The organism is Leisingera sp. NJS201 (assembly GCF_004535885.1).
Lineage (GTDB): Bacteria > Pseudomonadota > Alphaproteobacteria > Rhodobacterales > Rhodobacteraceae > Leisingera.
The window spans coordinates 3,880,698-3,900,257 of sequence record NZ_CP038234.1 but is presented as its reverse complement, the minus strand read 5'-3'; the positions used below and the strand labels follow the sequence as shown (position 1 = coordinate 3,900,257).

Annotated in this window: 17 protein-coding genes and 1 pseudogene; 13 read left to right on the top strand and 5 right to left on the bottom strand. The window is 61.8% G+C overall.

Annotation, left to right across the window (positions count from 1 at the left end; translation table 11 throughout):
• Nucleotides 1-81: 81 nt before the first annotated feature.
• A complete protein-coding gene (locus tag ETW23_RS19260; protein ID WP_134830952.1) occupies nucleotides 82-273 on the bottom strand; it encodes a DUF1674 domain-containing protein in 192 nt (63 codons plus the stop codon).
• A 77-nt stretch (nucleotides 274-350) separates the two neighbouring features.
• On the opposite strand from ETW23_RS19260, the gene ETW23_RS19255 reads away from it, so the two are divergent.
• From ETW23_RS19255 to ETW23_RS19210, 10 genes and pseudogenes are all read left to right on the top strand, one after another.
• On the top strand, nucleotides 351-1,613 hold the full coding sequence (locus ETW23_RS19255; protein ID WP_134830951.1) for an RsmB/NOP family class I SAM-dependent RNA methyltransferase: 1,263 nt from the start codon (nucleotides 351-353) through the stop codon (nucleotides 1,611-1,613).
• A gap of 100 nt (nucleotides 1,614-1,713) precedes the next feature.
• Nucleotides 1,714-3,456 carry a heparinase II/III family protein gene (locus ETW23_RS19250; RefSeq protein ID WP_134830950.1) on the top strand — a complete coding sequence of 581 codons (1,743 nt, stop codon included), beginning with the start codon at nucleotides 1,714-1,716 and terminating at the stop codon, nucleotides 3,454-3,456.
• A gap of 24 nt (nucleotides 3,457-3,480) precedes the next feature.
• Nucleotides 3,481-5,070, top strand: coding sequence for a bifunctional phosphoribosylaminoimidazolecarboxamide formyltransferase/IMP cyclohydrolase (purH, locus tag ETW23_RS19245; protein WP_134830949.1), 1,590 nt, complete (start codon nucleotides 3,481-3,483; stop codon nucleotides 5,068-5,070).
• 17 nt (nucleotides 5,071-5,087) lie between these two features.
• Nucleotides 5,088-5,570, top strand: coding sequence for a signal peptidase II (gene lspA, locus ETW23_RS19240; protein WP_134830948.1), 483 nt, complete (start codon nucleotides 5,088-5,090; stop codon nucleotides 5,568-5,570).
• Between the two features lie 55 nt (nucleotides 5,571-5,625).
• Nucleotides 5,626-6,147 (top strand): DUF3035 domain-containing protein, encoded by a 522-nt coding sequence (locus ETW23_RS19235; RefSeq protein WP_134830947.1) that lies wholly within the window; start codon nucleotides 5,626-5,628, stop codon nucleotides 6,145-6,147.
• A gap of 165 nt (nucleotides 6,148-6,312) precedes the next feature.
• A complete protein-coding gene (locus tag ETW23_RS19230; protein WP_129369218.1) occupies nucleotides 6,313-7,656 on the top strand; it encodes a pitrilysin family protein in 1,344 nt (447 codons plus the stop codon).
• Nucleotides 7,653-8,971: pseudogene (locus ETW23_RS19225) on the top strand (M16 family metallopeptidase). Before ETW23_RS19230 ends, ETW23_RS19225 begins: the two are co-directional and overlap by 4 nt.
• Before the next feature lie 245 nt (nucleotides 8,972-9,216).
• On the top strand, nucleotides 9,217-11,361 hold the full coding sequence (gene pnp, locus ETW23_RS19220) for a polyribonucleotide nucleotidyltransferase (RefSeq protein ID WP_129369220.1): 2,145 nt from the start codon (nucleotides 9,217-9,219) through the stop codon (nucleotides 11,359-11,361).
• Nucleotides 11,362-11,461: 100 nt separating this feature from the next.
• On the top strand, nucleotides 11,462-12,322 hold the full coding sequence (locus ETW23_RS19215) for a glycosyltransferase family 2 protein (protein WP_254695086.1): 861 nt from the start codon (nucleotides 11,462-11,464) through the stop codon (nucleotides 12,320-12,322).
• Between the two features lie 42 nt (nucleotides 12,323-12,364).
• Nucleotides 12,365-13,534, top strand: a complete 1,170-nt coding sequence (locus ETW23_RS19210; RefSeq protein ID WP_134830945.1) for a rhamnan synthesis F family protein — start codon at nucleotides 12,365-12,367, stop codon at nucleotides 13,532-13,534.
• A gap of 59 nt (nucleotides 13,535-13,593) precedes the next feature.
• Here the strand turns inward: ETW23_RS19210 and ETW23_RS19205 are convergent, their stop codons facing one another.
• Nucleotides 13,594-14,247, bottom strand: coding sequence for a peroxiredoxin (locus ETW23_RS19205; RefSeq protein ID WP_134830944.1), 654 nt, complete (start codon nucleotides 14,245-14,247; stop codon nucleotides 13,594-13,596).
• A 288-nt stretch (nucleotides 14,248-14,535) separates the two neighbouring features.
• Here ETW23_RS19205 and ETW23_RS19200 point away from each other — a divergent pair, with 288 nt between their 5' ends.
• Nucleotides 14,536-15,975 carry an aldehyde dehydrogenase family protein gene (locus tag ETW23_RS19200; RefSeq protein WP_129369224.1) on the top strand — a complete coding sequence of 480 codons (1,440 nt, stop codon included), beginning with the start codon at nucleotides 14,536-14,538 and terminating at the stop codon, nucleotides 15,973-15,975.
• A gap of 174 nt (nucleotides 15,976-16,149) precedes the next feature.
• Here ETW23_RS19200 and ETW23_RS19195 read toward each other — a convergent pair whose 3' ends face one another.
• Nucleotides 16,150-16,446 (bottom strand): AzlD family protein, encoded by a 297-nt coding sequence (locus tag ETW23_RS19195; protein WP_247676866.1) that lies wholly within the window; start codon nucleotides 16,444-16,446, stop codon nucleotides 16,150-16,152.
• Complete coding sequence (locus tag ETW23_RS19190; RefSeq protein ID WP_134830943.1) at nucleotides 16,436-17,149, bottom strand: AzlC family ABC transporter permease; 714 nt, start codon at nucleotides 17,147-17,149, stop codon at nucleotides 16,436-16,438. Before ETW23_RS19190 ends, ETW23_RS19195 begins: the two co-directional genes overlap by 11 nt.
• Before the next feature lie 113 nt (nucleotides 17,150-17,262).
• On the opposite strand from ETW23_RS19190, the gene ETW23_RS19185 reads away from it, so the two are divergent.
• Nucleotides 17,263-17,811: a helix-turn-helix domain-containing protein gene (locus ETW23_RS19185; RefSeq protein ID WP_164982656.1), complete on the top strand. Its 549-nt coding sequence runs from the start codon at nucleotides 17,263-17,265 to the stop codon at nucleotides 17,809-17,811.
• A 9-nt stretch (nucleotides 17,812-17,820) separates the two neighbouring features.
• Here the strand turns inward: ETW23_RS19185 and ETW23_RS19180 are convergent, their stop codons facing one another.
• Complete coding sequence (locus ETW23_RS19180; RefSeq protein ID WP_134830942.1) at nucleotides 17,821-18,474, bottom strand: RluA family pseudouridine synthase; 654 nt, start codon at nucleotides 18,472-18,474, stop codon at nucleotides 17,821-17,823.
• A 164-nt stretch (nucleotides 18,475-18,638) separates the two neighbouring features.
• On the opposite strand from ETW23_RS19180, the gene truB reads away from it, so the two are divergent.
• Entirely contained in the window at nucleotides 18,639-19,550 is a 912-nt protein-coding gene (truB, locus tag ETW23_RS19175; protein WP_134830941.1) for a tRNA pseudouridine(55) synthase TruB, read from the top strand.
• Nucleotides 19,551-19,560 lie beyond the last annotated feature (10 nt).

Sequence of the window (19,560 nt, the reverse complement as noted above, 5' to 3'; positions counted from 1 at the left end):
ATGAAGGTCATTCACCTTTGGGAAAATACTCTGGGAGTGAGCAGGCAGCGCCTGCGAGGGGGCAAAGCCCCCGGCCGCGGCTCAAAAATCGACTGCGATGCCTTTTTTCTCCCAATCGCCAAAGCGGGCTGGATCGGGTCCATCGCGTCCGCCCAGCTCCTTGGGGCGCGGCTCCTGCGCCTCGGCTGCCTTGCGGCGCTCTTCGGCTTCGGCCAATGCGCGCAGGGCGGCGGGAGGCAGGCCATTTGTACCAAGTGGAGTATCGTCGCTCATCGCGGGTTCCTTTATGCTTGGCCCATGATATACGCCCCTGTCCCGCGCAAACAAGCCGCGCCCTGAGGAGTTGCCAGATGTCAGACGCCAATCACGCCCGCCGCACCGCGGTATACCTGCTGGATCAGGTTCTGGGAGAGGGGCGGCTGCTGGCGGAATGTTATGCCGCAGGTACACTGGAGAAGTTGGCGCCGGAAGACCGGGCACGGGCGCAGCGGCTGGCTGGGGAAACCCTGCGCAACCTGGAACGCGCTGACCGGGTGCTGAAGAAGCATCTGAAGAAAACACCGCCAATGACCGTGCTGAATGTGTTGCGGCTGGGAACGGTGGAATTGTGTTCGGGCGGCGCGGCGCACGGTGTTGTGAATGCTATGGTGGCCATCGTCTCCAAGCACCGGCGGCATGGGCAGCTCAAGGGGCTGGTTAATGCAGTCTTGCGCAAGGTGGCAGAGGACGGTCCGGCGGAATGGGCCAAGCTGCGTGTGCCGCGTCTGCCGAACTGGTTGCGCAAACCATTGGTGCAGGCCTGGGGGGCGGAGGCGATGCTGGGCATGGAGACCGCGCATTTCGCCGGTGCCGCGCTGGATGTAACGGCTAAACCCAATTCGGACTTGAGCGCTTTGTGCGGGGAAATCTTGCCCACCGGTTCTGTGCGGATCGCCAATGCCGGACAGGTATCGGCGCTTTCGGGATATGAGACCGGCGACTGGTGGATCCAGGATGCCGCCGCCGCGTTGCCCGCCCGCATTCTGAATGTTCGCCCAGGCGAGCAGGTGCTGGAACTTTGCGCAGCGCCGGGCGGTAAAACCATGCAGATGGCAGCCGCGGGTGCCAATGTGACCGCAGTGGATGTCTCCCAAAACCGCATGTCCAGGCTCCGGGAAAACCTGACCCGCACTGGACTGCAAGCGGAGCTGGTTGTGGGCGACGCACTGGAACAGCAGGGCCAGTTCGATGCCGTGCTGCTGGATGCCCCCTGTTCGGCCACCGGCACAATCCGCCGCCACCCGGATCTTCCGCAGGCCAAAGATGGCAGTGACTTTGGCGCCCTGATCGAATTGCAGGCGCAGATGCTGGCCCACGCCTGGACCCTGGTGAAACCTGGCGGGCGGCTGATGTTCTGCACTTGCTCCCTGCTGCCGGATGAGGGCGAATGCCAGGTGGAGGAAGCGCTGGACATGTTCCCGGAGATGTCAGTCGACCGCGAAGGATTGCAGGTGCCCGGCGTGGTTCCGGACTGGATCAGCGAAGAGGGCGGCTTGCGCTTGCGCCCCGACTACTGGCCGGAACGCGGTGGCATGGATGGGTTCTATATGGCCCTTTTGCGCAAATCCGCGTGACCCTGGTGCGTCCCCGGTTTTCGCCGGTGACTTGAACCGCCCCTCGCGTTATGCTCGCGCCAAAACGCCCTGGCAAAATCCGGCGTGAGGCAAAAAGAGCATGTCCACTTTTGACAGAATGGCCGGCCGCGGCACCCGGCTGCTGAACAGCTATTACGCTTGGCGGGCGCGCAGCCAGCCGGCTGCTACCGGCTTTGTCTCGCAGCCCGAGCCGCGCACCATCGGCAGCTTTGCCCGTGGCCGTCAGCTGGTGGCTGGCAACCTGCTGTTTGCTGGGTATCTGGTCGAATCGCCTGACACCGGATTGTGGGAGGTTGCCGCCCCGGATGCAGCTTTCGATGCAGAGCGGCACGGTTTTTCCTGGCTCGACGACCTGGCGGCGGTCGGGGATTTCAAGGCCCGCGCCAAAGCGCAGAAATGGGTCTGGGGCTGGATCCAGCAGCACGGACGCAGCGGCGGGCTGGCCTGGCTGCCCGATCTGACCGGGCGGCGGGTGATCCGCTGGATCAACCACGCGCTGTTCCTGCTGAGCGGCAAGGAAAAAGACGAGACCGAAGCCTTTTATCATTCGCTGTCGCAACAGACCTGGTTCCTGGCACAGCGCTGGCAGGGGGCTGCGCCGGGTTTGCCCCGGTTCGAGGCATTATGCGGCTTGATCTATGCGGGTCTTGCCCTGCAGGGACGCGAAGAGCTGGCCGACCCGGCGGTCCGCGCGCTGGCGGCAGAATGCGAGGCGCAGATTGATGACCAGGGCGGGTTGCCGACCCGCAACCCAGAAGAGCTGCTGGAGGTTTTCACCCTGCTGACCTGGGCCGCGGCTGCCCTGCATGAAGCCGGGCGCGCAGTGCCGCCTGCGCATATCAATGCGATTGAGCGGATCGCCCCCACTTTGCGCACCTTGCGCCACAGTGATGGCGGGCTGGCACGGTTCCATGGCGGCGGCCGCGGATTGGAGGGGCGGCTGGACCATGCCCTTGCGGCCAGTCATGTGGCTGATCGCCATGCGGATGGGCTGGCAATGGGGTTTGCCCGGCTGTCTGCGCGGCGGACCTCGGTACTTGTCGATGCCTCGGCGCCGCCCAAGGGCAAGGCGTCAAACTATGGTCATGCCTCGACCCTGGCGTTTGAGCTGACATCAGGGCGGCGGCCTCTGATTGTGAATTGCGGATCGGGTGAAACTTTTGGCGTCGAATGGCGCCGGGCCGGGCGCGCCACGCCCTCGCATTCCACGCTGTGCATCGAGGGGCACTCCAGCGCCCGGCTGGCCGCGCCACACAAGACCACTGGCCATGAGGAATTGATCGAAGCCCCTGATGAGGTGCCGCTGGAGGTCAGCGACCTGGCGGATAGCTGCCGTTTTCAGGGCGGGCACAATGGCTATGCTTCTCATTTCGGGCTGACCCATGCGCGGACCCTGGATTTGTCGTTTGACGGGCGGGCCCTGAGCGGCGAAGACATGCTGGTGGCGCTGGACGATGCTGCCAAGCGCCAGTTCACCAAGGTGCGGGATACCAGCGCTGAAGGCGGCGTCGGCTTTGACCTCCGCCTGCATTTGCACCCTGAGGTGGACGCGGCCCTTGACTTGGGCGGCGCCGCGGTATCCATGGCGCTCAAGAGCGGGGAAATCTGGGTGTTCCGCCATGACGGAACCTGCCGGCTGCGGCTGGAGCCGAGCGTTTTCCTGGAAAAGACCCGCTTAAAGCCGCGTGCGGCAAAGCAGATCGTTTTATCCGGACGCGCGATGGAGTATGCGACGCGTATCCGGTGGACGCTCAGCAAAGCGCAGGAGACTGCCATTGCCGTGCGAGACCTGAACCGGGACGAACCCGAGACGTTTGACTGAGCCTTTGAAAAGGACCGCCCTGCCATGACCGACCTTCACCCCGTACGCCGTGCGCTGCTTTCCGTATCCGATAAGACCGGCCTGATCGAGCTGGGCAAGGCGCTGTCTGCGCGCGGTGTTGAGCTGCTGTCCACCGGCGGCTCTGCCAAGGCGCTGCGTGAAGCCGGCCTAACGGTCAAGGATGTCTCGGAAGTGACCGGTTTTCCGGAAATGATGGACGGACGCGTAAAGACCCTGCACCCGATGGTGCATGGCGGCCTGCTGGCGCTGCGCGACAATGATACTCATGTTGCTGCAATGAACGAACATGGCATCGGTGCCATCGACCTGCTTGTGGTGAATCTCTACCCGTTTGAAGCGGCCCTGGCGCGCGGTGCCGGTTATGACGAGATGATCGAAAACATCGACATCGGCGGCCCGGCGATGATCCGTGCGGCCTCCAAGAACCACCTGTTCGTGAACGTGGTGACCGATGTGCAGGACTATGAGGCGCTGCTGGCAGAGCTGGACCGGAACGACGGTCAGACGTCTTATGCTTTCCGCCAGCGCCTGTCGCAGACTGCTTATGCCCGTACCGCAGCCTATGATGCTGCCGTGTCGAATTGGATGGCAACCGCGATTGAAGAGAAAACCCCGCGCCGCCGTGCCTTTGCGGGCGAGCTGAAGCAGACCTTGCGTTATGGCGAAAACAGCCACCAGGAGGCGGCTTTTTATACCGATGGCAGCAACCGCCCCGGCGTGGCCACCGCGGTGCAGCTGCAGGGCAAAGAACTGAGCTATAATAACATCAACGACACCGACGCGGCCTATGAGCTGGTGGCGGAATTCGATCCTGCCGACAGCGCCGCTGTCGCGATCATCAAACACGCCAACCCCTGCGGCGTGGCCAAGGGCGCGACCCTGGCCGAGGCCTATCAGAAGGCGTTTGACTGCGACCGCACCTCCGCATTTGGCGGTATTGTCGCGCTGAACCAGCCGCTGGACGCCGAAACCGCCGCCAAGATCACCGAGATTTTCACCGAAGTAGTTATCGCGCCCGGTGCTTCGGAGGAGGCTAAGGCGGTCTTCGCGGCCAAAAAGAACCTGCGCCTGCTGCTGACGGATGGTCTGCCCGAGCCGCGCAAAGCCATCACCGCCTACAAACAGGTGGCCGGCGGTATGCTGGTACAGGACAAGGACGTGGGCTACGTCGGCATGGAGGACTTGAAGGTGGTGACCGAAAAGGCTCCGTCTGATGCCCAGATGCAGGACATGCTGTTTGCCTGGAAAGTCGCCAAACACGTCAAATCCAACGCCATCGTCTATGTGAAGGACAGCGCCACCGTTGGCGTCGGCGCCGGCCAGATGAGCCGCTTGGACAGCGCCAATGTGGCTGCGGCCAAGGCCGGCCGCATGGCCGCCGAACTGGGTCTGGAAGAAAGCCTCGCCAAGGGCTGCGCAGTCGCTTCGGATGCGTTTTTCCCCTTTGCGGACGGGTTGCTGGAAGCTGCAGCTGCTGGCGGCGCCTGCGTCATTCAGCCGGGCGGCTCGATGCGTGACGACGAGGTGATCAAGGCGGCCAACGAGGCGGGCCTGGCCATGGTCTTCACCGGCATGCGCCACTTCCGCCACTAAGCAGGCAGAGCTAAGACATGGCAGCACGTTGGATGATCTGGGGCGTCGGCCTTTCGTTTCTGGCGGATCAGGCAAGTAAATACCTGGTGATCCACTGGATGGGGCTGGACCAGCGCCACCGGATCGACGTGCTGCCGCCGTTTCTGAATTTCCGCTACGGCGAGAATAACGGCATCAACTTCGGTCTGTTCGGCGGTGGAGACGAGGCATCGCGCTGGATGCTGATCGGGATGTCACTGGCGATCTGCCTGGCCCTTGTGATCTGGATCGCACGCTCACAGAAGGCGGCGCGGGGCATGCAGCTCGCGGCCGGGCTGGTGATCGGCGGCGCGCTGGGCAATGTCGCGGACCGTCTGCTGTACGGGTACGTGCTGGATTTCCTGAACACATCGTGCTGCGGCATCCAGAACCCGTTTGTGTTCAATGTTGCCGATATCTTCATCTTTGCTGGCGCAGCGGGGCTGATTTTCTTTGACGGGCGGCGCAAAAAGCCTGCGTAGACCTCGCTGGGCAATTGCGCTAAAAGCGCTGAGAAACAGGCAGGAGTTTGGGGTAATGCGGATCCCGTTCGGAGTGATCGTTCTGGCAGGCGCACTGGCTGTGGCCGGTTGCGGGCAAAAGGGGCTGCGCCTCATCCAGAAGCCCGGCACCGGCCCGGATGAATTCCTGGTTCTGCCCTCCAAGCCGCTAAGCACGCCGGAAAGCTACAGCAGCCTGCCGGCCCCGACACCCGGCGGCGCCAATCTGACGGATCCCAATCCGCAAGCCGAAGCGGTTGCTGCCCTGGGCGGCAAACCCGGCGCCTTGGTTCCTGGCAGCGGTATTCCCTCCAGCGATGCGGCCCTGGTGACAGCGTCCAGCCGCTATGGTGTGGAACCGGGCGTGCGTGAAACGGTCGCCGAAGAGGACTCCAAATTCCGCCACCGCAACCGCCGTGTGGGCCGGATCAAACTGCTGCCGGTGGATCGCTACGAGCAGCTTTACAAGAAGCAGACGCTGGACCCGCATGCCGCCAACGAACAATTCCGCCGTGCCGGGGCTGCTACCCCATCCGCACCGCCGGTTGACGGTTTCTGATCCTCACTTTTCTGCCAGCCAGTCTTGTAAGACGCCAGCAGCAGCGTAGGTTGACAGCAGTCTTTCTGCTGGCAATGGGTGGCGAATTGTGGCTGCATTGAACAAAAGAGCAGTAACCGCACGGTGCCAGGCAAGGGCAAACGTGCAGAAATTGGAGGATGCCAGATGATCCAAAGGATCACATTGGCCGCCGCAGCGCTGACTGCTGCCCTGACTGGCCCGCTATGGGCCGAAGATGAGGCGGTGACCGCGTTCACCCTGGACAACGGCATGGAAGTGGTGGTGCTTGAAGACCATCGTGCGCCGGTGGTGCAGCAGATGGTCTGGTACCGGGCCGGTTCCGCGGATGAGCCGCCGGGCCAGTCCGGAGTTGCCCACTTCCTGGAGCATTTGCTGTTCAAGGGCACCGATAAACTGGCACCGGGGGAGCTGTCGGCCACCGTGCGGGCCAACGGCGGTCAGGACAATGCCTTTACCAGCTATGATTACACCGCCTATTTCCAGCGCGTCGCCGCCGACAGGCTGGAGCTGATGATGCAGATGGAAAGCGACCGGATGTCCAATCTGCGGCTCAGCGAAGAGGATATCGCCACCGAGCGCGAGGTCATCCTGGAAGAGCGCAACCAGCGCACCGACAACGACCCGGTGGCCCTGTTTCGCGAACAGCTGCAGGCGGTGCAATATCTGAATCACCGTTACGGCCAGCCGGTGATCGGCTGGCGCCACGAGATGGAAAGCCTGGATATGGAGGACGCGCTGTCCTTTTACCGCACCTATTATGCGCCCAACAACGCCATCCTGGTGGTCTCCGGCGATGTGAAGCCGCAAGATGTAAAGGCGCTGGCCGAGCAGTATTATGGCGCGATCCCAGCCAACCCGGACTTGCCGGAGCGCTTCCGCAGCCAGGAGCCGCCTCAGACGGCAGCCCGCCGCATCACCTATCAGGATCCGCGCGTCGCCCAGCCCTATGTGCAACGCTCCTATCTGGCGCCGGAACGCGACAGCGGCGCCCAGCAGAAAGCTGCTGCGCTTTATCTGCTGGCTGAACTCTTGGGCGGCGGCAGCACTTCCTATCTGGCCAATGCGCTGCAGTTCGACCAGCAGGTCGCCGTCTACTCCGGTGCCTTTTATTCGGGCAGCTCGCTGGATGATACGTCCTTCACCTTTCTTGTGGTTCCGGCTGAGGGCATCAGCATGGATCAGGCCGAGGAGGCGTTGGATGCCACTATCGCCCGCTTTCTGGAAGCAGGAGTGGACGAAGCCCAGTTGGAGCGCATCAAGCTGCAGCTGCGCGCCGCCGAAATCTATGACCGCGACAACGTGAACGGAATTGCCAACCGCTATGGCCAGGCGCTCAGCATTGGGCTGACAGTGCAGGATGTGCAGGATTGGCCGAAGATCCTGCAATCGGTCACCGCGGATGAGATCATCGCCGCCGCCAATGAGGTTCTGCGGCCTGAAACATCAGTCACCGGTTGGATGACGCGTGGCCAGGAGGTAACCCAATGACCTTGCTGAAACTAATCGCCGCGTCCTTGGTGGCCTGCTGCATGGCACTGCCCGCATGGGCCGGAGTCAAGATCGAGGAAGTCACCTCTCCCGGCGGTATCACCGCCTGGCTGGTCGAGGACCATGCGATTCCCTTCTCCGCTCTTGAGCTGCGCTTTCGCGGCGGCACCTCATTGGATGCCCCGGGAAACGCGGGGCGGTGCACCTGATGACTGGATTGCTTGAGGAAGGCTCCGGTGATCTGCGGGCACAGGATTATGCCCGCGCATTGGAATCCCTGGCGGCGGAGTTTTCCTATGATGCTGACAAGGATTCAGTCTCCATTTCCGCCCGCTTCCTAACCGAAAACCGACAGGATGCAGTGGCCCTTTTGCGCCAGACCCTGTTCGAGCCGCGGTTTGACCAGGATGCGTTGGACCGGGTCCGGGCCCAGGTGCTGGCGGGTTTGCGTTCTGATGCCAAAAATCCGAACACAATCGCGGGCGAGGCCTTCTCCCGGATGGCCTTTGGCGACCACCCTTACGCCAGCGACGGCAAGGGAACGCAGGAGACCGTTTCCGCACTTGGCCGGCAGGATATTTTTGACGCCTATGAGGCGGTTTTTGCCCGGGACAGGCTGTACGTCAGTGCGGTGGGCGATATCACCGCCGAGGAGCTCGGCGTGCTCCTGGATGAGCTGCTGAGCGCTTTGCCGGCGGAGGGCGACCCGATTCCGGGTCCGGCTGAGGTCACTATCGCGGGCGGCGTCACTGTTGTGGATTTCGACACCCCCCAATCTGTGGCGCTGTTCGGCCAAAAGGGGATCAAGCGCGAGGATCCGGATTTCTTCACTGCTTATGTGATGAACCAGATCCTGGGGGGCGGTTCCTTTGAGACACGGCTGATGACCGAGGTGCGGGAAAAGCGCGGGCTGACCTATGGGGTTTACTCCTATCTGGTGCCGCGTGATCTGGCGGCGGTCTATATGGGATCGGTGGCGTCGGCTAACGGCAAGATGGCCGAAGCGGTCGAGGTGATCCGCGATGAATGGCGCCGGATGGCCGAACAAGGTGTGACAGAGAAAGAGCTGAAGGATGCGCAGACCTATCTGACCGGCGCCTATCCGCTGCGCTTTGACGGCAATGGCCGTATTGCCTCAATCCTTGCGGGTATGCAGATGGACCATTTGCCAATCAGCTATGTGGAAACCCGCAACGACCGTATCAGCGCGGTCACGCTGGAAGATGTGAACCGCTTTGCCGCGGAGTTCATGGATCCTGACGGTTTGCATTTTGCGATTGCCGGGCGCCCTGATGGGCTGGAAACCACCAACTGACAGCTCTCAGGCGGGGCTGCGAGGCCCCGCCAAGGATCCCGCACAGCACACTGCTGCCCAGGGCGGCTGACGCTTGCCGCTTTCCCTTTCAATTTACCCCAAACTCATGTATGGGCGGGCTTGTCTGAGACGATGTGCCAGGCCCTGGCACGCGAAAGCAAGATAGAAGGGGCCGGCGGCAATGGGGCCGCCACGCAAACGGGAGACCCGGAGGGCCGGGAGTGCTCCCAATTAGGATACGCTAGATGTTTAACGTTTCGAAAAAATCGATGCAGTGGGGCGAAGAGACGCTTACACTGGAAACCGGCAAGGTTGCCCGCCAGGCTGATGGCTCTGTAATTGCCACGCTGGGCGAAACCTCGGTCATGGCCAACGTGACCTTTGCCCGTCAGCAGAAGCCCGGCCAGGACTTCTTCCCGCTGACCGTGCATTACCAGGAAAAATACTATGCTGCGGGCAAAGTGCCCGGCGGCTTCTTCAAGCGCGAAGCGCGCCCGACCGAAAAAGAAACCCTGACCGCGCGTCTGATCGACCGTCCGATCCGCCCGCTGTTCGTCCCCGGCTTCAAGAACGAAGTGCTGGTGATGTGCACCGTGCTGAGCCACGACCTGGTCAACGACCCGGACATGGTTGCAATGATCGCCGCCTCCGCTGCGCTGACCCTGTCGGGCGCACCGTTCATGGGTCCGATTGCCTGCGCCCGTGTTGGTTTTGAGGATGGCGAATACATCCTGAACCCGACCGTTGACGACATGCAGGACCTGCGCCTGAACCCCGAGCAGCGTCTGGATCTGGTTGTTGCCGGCACCAAAGACGCCGTGATGATGGTGGAATCGGAAGCATACGAGCTGTCCGAAGCAGAAATGCTGGGTGCGGTGAAATTTGCCCACGAGCAGATCCAGCCGGTCATCGACCTGATCATCTCGCTGGCCGAAGAAGCCGCGAAAGAGCCGTTCGACTTCCAGGCGCCGGATTACTCCGAGCTGTACGAAGCGGTCAAAGCTGCCGGCGAAACCGAGATGCGTGCTGCCTTTGCGATCAGCGACAAGCAGGAGCGCACCGCCGCTGTTGCCGCCGCCCGCGAAACCATCAAGGGTGCTCTGTCCGAAGAGCAGCTGGGCGATGCAAACCTGGGTTCCGCGTTGAAAAAGCTGGAAGCCGGTATTCTGCGCGGCGATGTTGTCAAAACCGGCAAGCGGATCGACGGACGTAAAACCGACGAGATCCGCGCGATTGAGTCGGAAACCGGCCTGCTGCCGCGGACCCATGGTTCGGCGCTGTTCACCCGTGGTGAAACCCAGGGTCTGGTTGTGACCACGCTGGGCACCGGCGACGACGAGCAGTTCATCGACGCGCTGCACGGCAACTTCAAGTCCAACTTCCTGCTGCACTACAACTTCCCTCCCTACTCGGTGGGTGAAGTTGGCCGTGTGGGCGGCCCGGGCCGCCGCGAAATCGGCCACGGCAAGCTGGCTTGGCGTGCGTTGCAGGCGGTTCTGCCTGCGGCAACCGACTTCCCCTACACCATCCGCCTGGTTTCCGAGATCACCGAATCGAACGGTTCGTCCTCGATGGCTTCGGTCTGCGGCGGTTCGCTGTCGATGATGGACGCAGGTGTGCCGCTGAAAGCACCGGTTGCCGGTGTTGCGATGGGCCTAATCCTGGAAGACGACGGCTCTTACGCGATCCTGTCCGACATCCTGGGTGACGAAGACCACCTGGGCGACATGGACTTCAAAGTGGCAGGCACCGAAAACGGTATCACCTCGCTGCAGATGGACATCAAGGTCGCAGGCATCACGCCCGAGATCATGGAGAAAGCCCTGGCCCAGGCCAAAGACGGCCGTATCCACATCCTCGGCGAGATGGCAAAAGCCCTGACCGAAGCGTCCGACTTCTCGGTCCACGCTCCGCGCATCGAGACCATGCAGATCCCGACCGACAAGATCCGTGAAGTGATCGGTTCCGGCGGCAAGGTGATCCGCGAGATCGTCGAAGTGTCCGGCGCCAAAGTCGACATCAATGACGATGGCATCATCAAGATCGCCAGCCCGAACGGCGAAGCCATCAAAAAGGCCTATGACATGATCTATTCGATCGTGGCAGAGCCGGAAGAAGGCCAAGTCTACACCGGTAAGGTTGTGAAGATCGTCGACTTCGGCGCCTTTGTGAACTTCTTCGGCAAGCGCGACGGCCTGGTGCATGTCTCCCAGATCGAAAACCGCCGCCTGAACCATCCTTCGGACGTTCTGAAGGAAGGCCAGGAAGTGAAGGTCAAGCTGCTGGGCTTTGATGACCGCGGCAAAGTCCGCCTGTCGATGAAAATCGTCGATCAGGAAACCGGCGAAGAAATCGCGCCGGAAAAGAAAGAAAAAGCAGAGCAGGACTGATCCCAGTCTGACTGCACATAAACAGCCCGGGGCGCGCGATCCGTGCCCCGGGTTTTCCATTTCTGCCGGGACGCTTATGGAACAGTCTTTGCCGCCCCGTGTGACCATCATAACGGTCACCTATAATTCTTCCGCCGTTGTTGAGGGCCTGTTGCGCTCCATTCCAGCTTCGGTGCCTTGCATTCTGGTCGATAACGCGTCCCAGGATGCAGAAGACACCGGCGCGCTGGCCGCAGCACATGGCGCCCGGTTTATTGAGAACCCGGAAAACACCGGCTTTGGTCCGGCCTGCAATCAGGGGGCTGCACAGGCCGGCACTGAGTTTCTGTTCTTTGTGAACCCCGATGCCGAACTGTTCGAGGACACGCTGGAGCATCTGTTGGATGCCGCCGATGCACACCCCGAAGCATCCGCCTTTAACACCCGCATTGTCAAAGGTGACGGATCGCTGTTCTTCAAGCGCCGCAGCAAGCTGATTGCGAAATCGCTGTGGCTGGGGCGGGATGCCGCGCAACAGGACGGCGAGGTGCCGGTGCTTTCGGGCGGTGCCCTGCTGGTGCGTAAATCCGCCTTTGACCAGGTCGGTGGCTTTGACCCCAAAATATTCCTGTTCCACGAAGATGACGACCTCAGCCTGCGGCTGAAGGCGGAGTGCGGGCCGCTGCGTTATGTTTACGCAGCGCAGGTCCGGCATCTGCTGGGCCATTCCACCGAACGCTCCGCCAAAACCGCAGCATTGAAAGCCTGGTACATGGGCCAGTCGCGCGTTTATGGCGCCCGCAAACACGGCTTGCCATTTGGTTTCCTGCGGGCCCTGGGGGAGGCGTCGCTGCAATTGGTCTCACCGCTGAACCTGCTTTCGGCACGTAAACGGTCCAAGAACTGGTATTACTTCCGTGCGGTTCTCAGCAGTGCTGCCCAGCAATCCGCAGACCTCCCTCCGCCATGGCAGCAAGACTGACCGGGCTGGCCTACCAAAAGTTTAAAGTTACAGGTGTCCCGCATGAGACGGTCCCCGCTTTGGAAAATCACCCGCGAGCTGAAACGCCCGTTGCAGCAAATCACTCAGTTGCCCAGCCGCCTCGGGTCGCTGCTGCTGGGGCGCTGGTATTACGACGCGTTCCTGGCCCGCAATATCCGCTGCACCGAAGGCGCCATTCCGGCCGGACCGCAGCCTGCGGTCTACCTGATTTTCCCCAGTCAGGGCCTGCAAGCGTCGCATTTCCTCGCGCTGCGATATCTGATCGACAGTGGCTACGCTCCGGTTGTGGTCTCCAACATCCCGCTAAGCGACGAAGACCGGCAGCGGCTGAGCGACGTCTGCTGGCTGTGCATCGAACGCCCGAATTTCGGATATGACTTTGGCGGCTACCGCGACGGGCTGCTGGCGGCACGCGCGCGGCTGGAACAGATTGACCGGCTGGTGCTGCTGAATGATTCCTCCTGGTTTCCATTGCCAGGGGCAGGCGACTGGTTGAAGGAAGCACAGGCGCTGGATGCGGACTTTGCGGCTGCCGCCTGCAACTACGGTCACCCACGGGTGGATGCAGAAAATTTCCGCAGCATCAATTGGGGGTATTCCACAGCCAGCCGCAATTTCCAGTACTGCTCTTATGCGCTGATGCTTTCAGGGCGGTTGATGGAGGATCCGGGCTTCCTCAGGTTCTGGCAGCGCTTCCCGCTGACCAACAACAAGAAATTCATCGTCCGCCGCGGTGAAACCGGCCTCACCCAATGGGTGCTGGCACATGGGTTTTCGCATGGCGCCGTGCTGAAGACTGCAGATTTGGATCAGCGGCTGGCGCAGCTGCCACGGGAGGAGATCCGGCGTATCGCCAAGGAAACCGTCATCTTTGGCCGCCCCAGCCTGGCGGCGCTGAAGGCAAGGTTGCTGTCAGACGGCGCCCAGGCAGAGGATTACCTGGCTTTCATCCTGACAGCGGTGGCAACCCAAGGCGTCAGTTACACAATTCCAGCTTATCTGCATGCCGAGGCAGGGTTCACCTTCCTCAAGAAGTCGCCCTGCTGGCTGACCCGGGACGGGTCGGACATAACCCTGCGATTTGCTGCCGGACTGAAGGGCGAGGCTGGCCAAGCCATAGCGGCGGAGGCGCGGCAATTGTGTCAAAGCCGGGCACCGGATTTTCCACCGGCACCAGGCGGGCTTCAGTAAGGAAACAAAAAACAAGCCGCCCGAAGGCGGCTTGTAATCACTGCGATGGCAAGCGCCGGTTACTCAGGTGCTTTGGTCTTGCGCAGGTAAGGGAAGATGGTCTCGAATTCGCCGAACTTCGCCTTGGCGTCTTCGTTCGACACGGTCGGCGGAATGATCACATCCTCGCCGGGCATCCAGTTCGCAGGTGTTGCAACACCCTTGCCCAGCGACATTTGCAAGCCGTCCAGCGCCCGCAGGATCTCGGCAAAGTTGCGGCCCACTGTCATCGGATAGGTCATCGACAGTTTCAGTTGCTTGTCCGGGCCGATAATGAAAACCGACCGCACAGTGGCGCTGTCCGCCGGGGTGCGGCCGTCGGGCAGATAGGCCTCTGCGGGCAGCATGTCGAAGGCTTTGGATACCGCCAGACCGTCATCAGCGATGATCGGGAAGCCCGGCGCGGCCTTGCCGTATTCCTCGATGTCCTTTTTCCATTTCTTATGGTCTTCAACACCGTCAACCGAAACGCCAAGGACCTTGGTGTTGCGCTTGCTCCACTCCTCGCTCAGCTGCGCCACCGCGGAAAATTCGGTGGTGCAGACCGGGGTGAAATCCTTGGGGTGCGAGAACAGAATCGCCCAGCTGTCGCCGATCCAATCATGGAAGGTGATGGTGCCCTGATCCGTTTCCGCAGTAAAATCCGGGACCGTGTCGTTAATGCGCAAACCCATGGCGGTATCTCCTTGTCATATGAATTTTGAGTCGTCTTGACTGCAACCTAAGTAGTCTAACGCAACGATACAGCCCCCGTGCCGGGAAACCACGATAAATTGCTGCAAGCAGTCATGGCGAAAGATTGCAACCGGTCCAAGCGGCCATTGACAGAGCTTGCAATAATTTGATCAAATTACGCAGCGATGCCTTTGCCCCGCCCTTGCCCCCGTGCCGGAGCAGTGACACAGTGGCCGCGAAACCGGCAAGGCGGTAACCGGAATACCTCTGATTTGGGAGATCCCGACATGATCGAGAAACGCGAATTTTACATCAACGGCCAGTGGGCCGCTCCTGCTGCTTCAAACGATTTCGAAGTGGTAAACCCTTCGACGGAAGAACCCTGTGCAGTGATCTCGCTGGGATCCGAGGCTGATACCAACGCCGCCGTTGCCGCGGCTAAGGCTGCTCTGCCAGGCTGGATGGCGACCCCGGTGGAAGAGCGTATTGCGCTGGTGGAAAAGCTGGTGGATGTCTATGAGGCCCGCGCCGAAGATCTGGCACAAGCGATGTCGCTGGAAATGGGCGCACCGATCGATTTGGCGCGCACGTCGCAGGCCGGAGCGGGCAGCTGGCACCTGCGTAACTTCATCGCCGCGGCCAAGGAGTTCGGCTTTGACGCGCCGCTGAACGACCGAAGCCCCAACGACCGCATCATCCACGAGGCGGTGGGCGTCTGCGCGCTGATCACGCCGTGGAACTGGCCGATGAATCAGGTGACACTCAAGGTCGGCGCAGCAGCTGTGGCCGGCTGCACCATGGTGCTGAAACCTTCCGAGCAAAGCCCGCTGAACGCGATGATCTTTGCCGAGCTGATGGATGAGGCCGGCTTCCCTGCGGGCGTGTTCAACCTGGTGAACGGCGACGGCCCGGGTGTTGGCTCACAGCTGACCACCCATCCGGATGTGGACATGATCTCCTTCACCGGCTCCACCCGGGCGGGTATCGCGATCACCCAGGCTGCGGCTCCGACCCTGAAAAAGGTGGATCTGGAGCTGGGTGGCAAAGGCGCCAATGTGATCTTTGAAGATGCCGATGAGAAGGCGGTGAAGCGCGGGGTGCTGCACATGATGCAAAACACCGGCCAGAGCTGCAACGCGCCGAGCCGGATGCTGGTGCAGAACAGCATCTATGACCGTGTGGTTGCCGAGGCTGCGGAAGTCGCTGCCAAGGTCGAGGTCGGCCCGGCCAGCCAGGAAGGCCGCCACATCGGCCCGGTTGTTAATGAACTGCAGTGGAACAAGATCCAGGATCTGATCCAGCAGGGCATCGACGAAGGCGCCAAACTGGTTGCCGGCGGTACTGGCCGTCCGGACGGGCTGAACAAGGGTTACTATGTAAAGCCCACCGTTTTTGCTGATGTGAACAACCAGATGACCATCGCACGCGAAGAAATTTTTGGCCCGGTGCTGTCGATCATTCCCTTTGAGAATGAGGAAGACGCGATCGAAATCGCCAATGACACGCCCTATGGTCTGACCAATTATGTGCAGACCCAGGATGGCGCCCGCGCCAACCGCATGGCCCGCGCGCTGCGCTCTGGCATGGTTGAGATGAACGGAAAATCCCGCTCGGCCGGTTCGCCCTTTGGCGGCATGAAGCAGTCCGGTAAGGGCCGTGAAGGCGGTAAATGGGGCATAGAGGACTTCCTGGAAGTGAAGGCTGTAGGCGGCTGGGCTGCTGAATAGTCCCGCAGCTTTTGAAGTTATGGAGAGCCGCCTGTCCGGGCGGCTTTCTTTTTTGCGGGGGGACTGGGGGCATCGGCAGTGCTCCCGCGTCTTCATTCCCCGGCTGCGCCGGGCGGTTCTCAGCCTTGGGCGTGGCCCGTGCTGCGCACGGGCAGGGGGCCTGCGCGGGGTTGGTCAGAAATAGGCTCTAAGCAGGTAGATCGCTGCTATTCCCGCAGCCATGGTCAAGGGCAGGCTGCGGGTGGCAAGAGCCACTGCCAGCGCCACCGCGCCCGATGCCCATTCCTGCGGGCCGCCCTGCATCAAAAGGTAGGTGACCAGTGACAGGATCAGGCAGCCCGGCAGCGCCTGCAGACCGTGCGCCCAAGGGCCGTGATCCGGCAGCCGTTGGCCTAGGAGGTAACCAGACAGCCGTACCGCAAAAGTAGCCGCTGCCAGCCCGAGAATCAGGATCCATGTTTCAGTCATCATTCAGCACTCCGGCAAGAACCGCTCCGCCCAGACCGCCCAGGATCAGTGTCCAGGTAGGGTCCAGCGGCGCTAACAGGCCGGTCAGCAATACGATGGCCACAGAACCGGCCCAGGGCAAAAGCATGGTTGAGCCGCTCCACAGCGACCGGAGAATGGCGATGAAAGCTGCGGTGAAGGCAAAATCCATACCCAGGGCCTTGGGGTCTGGCACAGTGTTTGCAAATCCCGCGCCTGCCGCTGTGGACAGCACCCAGACTGCAATCAGCCCGATGCCGCCGCCAATCAAGTACCAGTAGCCGGCTTGATGGCCCCGGGCGCGCATCGCGTGCATCAGGGCCCAATTCTCGTCGGTGGCCAGATGCACCCCTAACAGCACTTGCCACCAGGGCCGGCCGGAATACTCATCCCGCAGCGAGGCGGTGATCAGAAGCAGCCGCAGGTTCAGTGCCAGCCCGGCCAGAATGGCGGCACCCGCGCCGGTGCCGGCAACCAGCCGCTCCACTGCGATGATCTGTGAAGATCCGGCAAAGACGATGGTGCCCATTATTCCGGTCTGCAGCCCGTCCATGCTTGCCTGTGCTGCGAGCAGGCCGAATGCCAGCCCATAGACAGCAACGCCGGCAGCCAATGGCAGGATATCCCGCAGCCCGCAGGTCAGCTGGCTGAAGGCGGGGGACCGGGCGGAGATGTTCTGGATTGCCATGGAGGGCAGTTCCTCTGGAAAAGGGGCATGATTTCGCTTAAACCGAACGCAAGTTTTGTATACCGAACGGCACATCCGTTCGTCAAGTCGAACAAAAAGGCGAAATACCGAACATGTCAGCGCCCCATCAAATGATTGCTGCCGCCATCCAGCGTGAGCGCAGCCGCGCGGGAATGTCGCTGTCGGGGCTGGCAGCCCAGGCTGGAATTGCAAAATCAACCCTTTCGCAGCTTGAAGCCGGTAACGGAAATCCCAGTGTCGAGACGCTTTGGGCACTGGCCGCAGCGCTGGACGTTCCGCTGAGCTTGCTGTTTGAAACGGAGGCACCCGCGACCAAGCTGATCCGCGCGAGCGAAGGTGAAGTGCTGGAGTCGGAGCAGTCAGACTTTGCTGCCGTCCTCTTGTCCCGCAGCCCGCCGAATGTGCGCCGGGATGTCTATCGCGTGGTGATGCAGCCGGGAGAGATCCGCCGCGCCGCGCCGCACCCGCGCGGCACAGTGGAGCATATGCTGGTCTGTTCCGGGCAGATGCGGGCAGGGCTGGAAGGGCAGGAGGAGCTGCTGTGGCCGGGCGATTACTACAGCTTTCCCGGCGACCACCCGCATAGCTATGAGGCGACGCGGTCCGGCACATTGTTCCTGATGGTGATGGAGGCGCCCTGACCGGGGCCCTCAGAACTCCGGCTTCACCCGGAATTTCAGCGACTCGCCGCTGTCCGGGTGTTTGATCCGCAGCTCCTGGGAATGCAGCATGAGCCGCGGATACTCCTTTGCTGCACCGCTGGCATAAAGCGGGTCGCCCAGGATCGGGTGGCCCAGCGACAGCATATGCACCCGCAGCTGATGTGTGCGCCCTGTCTTCGGTGTCAGCCGCACCCGGGTAGCACCGTCCTCGTATTTCATCACCCGCCAGTCGGTGACGGCAGGCTTGCCGCTCTCATTGCAGACCATCTGTTTTGGCCGGTTCGGCCAATCCACAATCAGCGGCAGTTCCACTGTGCCGCTGCGCGGCTCCAGCCTGCCAGCCACCTGCGCCACATAGGCCTTTTTCGCCGTGCGCTTTTCAAACTGCATCGACAGATGCCGCTGCGCATGCGGGGTGAGACCGAACACCATCACACCCGACGTATCCCGGTCCAGCCGATGAACCAGCAACGCCTCGGGGAATACGGCCTGAATGCGTGTGATCAGGCAATCGGCCAGATGCGCGCCGCGGCCTGGTACCGACAGCAGCCCGGCAGGCTTGTTTACCGCCAGCAGCTCGGCGTCGTGGTGCAGGATCTCCAGCGGGTCCTGCGGCGGGGTGTATTCGCTTGAAACGGCCATGACCGCCTGCCTAGCGCCACTGGCAGGCAGGGGCAAGCACTGGCCTGATCCGGTCCCCATCGGGCTTCTTTCCAGGTTTTCCTTCGGGACCTGGCATTTGCTAAATTGACACTGTCCCGGCGATCCGGTAACTGGCGCGCCTCACATACACATGGGGACTAGGCATGGCACGCAAACGCAAAGGGCGCGATATTTCCGGCTGGCTGGTGGTGGACAAGCCCGCGGGGCTGACCAGCACGGCAGTTGTGAACAAGGTGCGCTGGGCGCTGGATGCCAAGAAGGCAGGCCATGCGGGCACCCTGGACCCCGAGGCAACCGGTGTTCTGGCCGTGGCGCTGGGCGAGGCAACCAAGACTGTGCCTTATATAACCGACGCGTTGAAGGCCTATACCTTCACTGTGCGGCTGGGTTCTGCAACCAATACCGACGATGCCGAGGGCGAGGTGATTGCCGAAAGCGCCGAGCGCCCCACCGACGAACAGATTAAGGATGCGCTGCTGCCGTTCCTGGGCGAGATCATGCAGGTGCCGCCCAAGTTCTCCGCGGTGAAGATTGACGGCCAGCGTGCCTACAAGCTGGCGCGTGACGGCGAAGAGGTAGAGCTTTCTGCCCGCCCGCTGTGGGTTGAAGAGCTGATCCTGCTGGACCGTCCCGACGAAGACCACGTGGTGCTGGAGATGACCTGCGGCAAAGGCGGATATGTGCGCTCAATCGCCCGCGATCTGGGTGCGGCGCTGGGCTGCCATGGCCATGTGAAGCAGCTTCGGCGGACCTGGTCCGGCCCGTTTGATGCCGAAGACGGCGTCTCGCTGGAGTTGGTGGATGAGTTGGCGAAATCCACTGATCTGGACCAGTATCTGCGGCCTCTGGAAGAAGGGCTTGCCGACCTGCCCGAGCTGAAATGCACCCCGCAGGGAGCAGTGCGCTTGCGCAATGGCAACCCGGGCATGGTGATGGCCGCGGATGTGGAGTACGGCGATGAAGCTTGGGCTTCGCTGGACGGGCAGGCGGTGGCCGTGGGGATCTACAAGGCTGGTGAATTGCACCCGAGCCGGGTGTTTGTGCAGCCGGAATGATCTGCCTGGA